The sequence below is a fragment of the Intestinibacter sp. genome, assembly GCF_051866655.1.
In the GTDB taxonomy this organism is placed as follows: Bacteria; Bacillota; Clostridia; order Peptostreptococcales; family Peptostreptococcaceae; genus Intestinibacter.
Window position 1 is genome coordinate 1 of record NZ_JBJDXL010000258.1, and the last position, 2,580, is coordinate 2,580.

The 2,580-nt window shown below is 29.7% G+C and carries 3 protein-coding genes; all 3 read left to right on the top strand.

Features of this window, described 5'->3' with window-relative positions; translation table 11 throughout:
* Positions 1-1,340 (top strand): alanine:cation symporter family protein (locus ACI3VO_RS07750; RefSeq protein ID WP_439757360.1); only part of this gene is annotated, 1,340 nt, incomplete at its 5' end.
* Between the two features lie 156 nt (positions 1,341-1,496).
* A complete protein-coding gene (locus tag ACI3VO_RS07755; protein WP_439757361.1) occupies positions 1,497-1,760 on the top strand; it encodes a hypothetical protein in 264 nt (87 codons plus the stop codon).
* Positions 1,761-1,873: 113 nt separating this feature from the next.
* On the top strand, positions 1,874-2,512 hold the full coding sequence (locus tag ACI3VO_RS07760) for a nitroreductase family protein (RefSeq protein ID WP_439757362.1): 639 nt from the start codon (positions 1,874-1,876) through the stop codon (positions 2,510-2,512).
* Positions 2,513-2,580: the final 68 nt, after the last annotated feature.

A 2,580-nucleotide genomic window follows, 5' to 3' on the forward strand; every position in this document is an offset into this window, starting at 1 on the left:
AAGTAGAACATATTATAACTAATGTTTCTGATGCTATTTGGCCTGTATTTTTACCTTTTATATTAGTGGTAGGTGCAATAACTTCTATAAGAACTATATTTATGGTTCAAAAAAAGGCAACTTTACCATCTAAATTAACACTTAAAAATGCAATAGGACCAGCGGCAATTTCACTAGGTGCTATGATAGGTACAGGAGCTGTAGTAGGTGTCATGGGAGCTTTATCAAAATTATCAGCTGCCGGACAAAATAACATAGAGGCGATGGCAATATGGGCATTAATAGGAGCATGTATAATGGTTCCTGTTTCTTATTCAGAAACTCTAAACTCTAAAATAATGGGCAAAACACCAAAAGAATATATTTCATCTTTAATAAGTCCAAAATTAGGGATGGTATATGCTGTGTGCTTCGTAGCACTTGCAGTATTTGGATTTGGTGGATTCCAATTCAGTGGTATAGACTCAGTTAGTGCGATAGTTGCATCTAAATTTATGGGAATAGAGACTACTTTAATGCAGAGATATCTATTTATCGTAATACCAGTAATAGCTGTCGTTGCAGTATTGGTATTATCTAAAAAACACGAGATATTCATGAGTGCGATGACTTACATGATAGGAACTGCGATAACAGGATATTTTATATTCTTTTTAATATTTTTAACAAAAACTGCGTCTTATATTCCAACTTACCTACAAGGTATGATAGACGGTATGTTAAATCCAGTAAATGCTATGTTTGGTGTTCCACTAGGATTCATATTAGGTATGCAAAAAATCATTCAAACTGCAGAAACTGGTCTTGGAGCTTTAGCTATGGCAGCACAGGAATCAGACTCAGCACCTAGAGAAGGAGCTATGATATCATTAATACCAACAATAGTAACTGTAGTAGTTTCTATAATAGTTACTTCTTATATAGCATCATATGGTGTTAGAAATGGAATGATACAATTCCCAGCAGATGCAGTTACTAGATTAACTCAATTATTTGAAACTGCACAAAGTGTAACAGGTACTTTTGGACTAATAGTATTTTCAGCATTCACTGTGTTATCAGCGTTGACAACTATATTAGGTTCATATTACTATATGACAAAATTATTTAAAAACAATCCAATAAATAGAAATATAGCTATATATCTAACATTAGTTGCAGCAGCTGGAACTTTAGCTGTATTTGGAGCTAATGTGGTATTTGAGGCAGTTGATTTACTTTTATTCGTTCTTTGTGGAATAAACGTAACTGCACTTATGATATTCACATTTACAGAATGGAAAAACTATATAATAAACGATAACAATGATTTCGATGGTTTAGATAAAAAAGCTTCTTAAGATATATTTAAATTAGAAAAATTAATACTATAAAACGAAACCTATATGAGAAATTTCTCGTATAGGTTTTTTTAAATAAATATCAATTTTCTTCATAAAAGAAAAATATCCACAATAAATATATAGAAGGAAAATACATATTTAGGAGGTTTTTTTATGAAGATATATACTAAAAAAAGTTCAAGCTCAAGAGAAAGTGTAAGTAATGTGCCAAATTCAATTGCGTATAAATTTATAAGAAATTTTATTAACGGTAAGGATTTTAATGAAATAGCGCAGAGTTTATTTATAAAAAAATTAAATAAACAACAGGTAAATCGAACTATGACAGAAATAAAGTGGTTGTTTAAAAATTACCCTGATTTAGAAATTCTAACTATACAAGATGAAAAAGGAAAAATCACCAAATTTATACTTTAGCAAAAAATAAAATACTAAAATTTCTAAAGTTTATGGTAATAATTATATAATTGATATAAAATTAGATATAATTATTTATTATTAAAACTTTTTAGAAATAAGGAGATGAAAGAATGGCCGATTTAGATTTTATATATAAGAGAAAAAGTATAAGAAAATTTAAAGATCAAGAGGTGCCAAAGGAGGATTTAATGGAGATGTTAAAAGCTGCGACTTATGCTCCATCAGGTAAGAACCAACAAAATTGGCATTTTACAGTAATAACAAATAAAGATAAAATTCAAGAAATAGCTAAGGTGGTAGCAGATAGACATACAGAAATTGCTAATTTAGCAGACGAAGAAAAAAATAAAGATAATATGAATAAATTTTTAAAATACTATACAGTATTTAAAAATGCTCCAGTTCTTGTTTTATTCTATGCAAAACCATACAAAACTATTGAATATGAAATACTAAAGAATAAACCGGAATGTAAAGATTTGTACGATATAGCTATTTCTAGTAAGTCAGAAATACAAACTATAGGCGCTGCAATTGAAAATTTCTTATTAGCAGCTGCTAATATGGGATATGGAGCTTGCTATATGACAGGTCCAATACATTCTAGAGACAAAATATACGAGATCATAGGTCGTAACGAATCTAAAGGAGAGCTAATGGCACTTGTTCCAGTCGGAGTTCCAGAGGATAAAACAGCACCACAGCCAAAGAGACTTCCTTTAGAAGATGTTGTAAGCTTTATAGATTAGAAAAGTTTAATATTTTTGTAATAAAAAAAGTTAATTTTGGTGATATACTATATAGAGATATCCTGTGT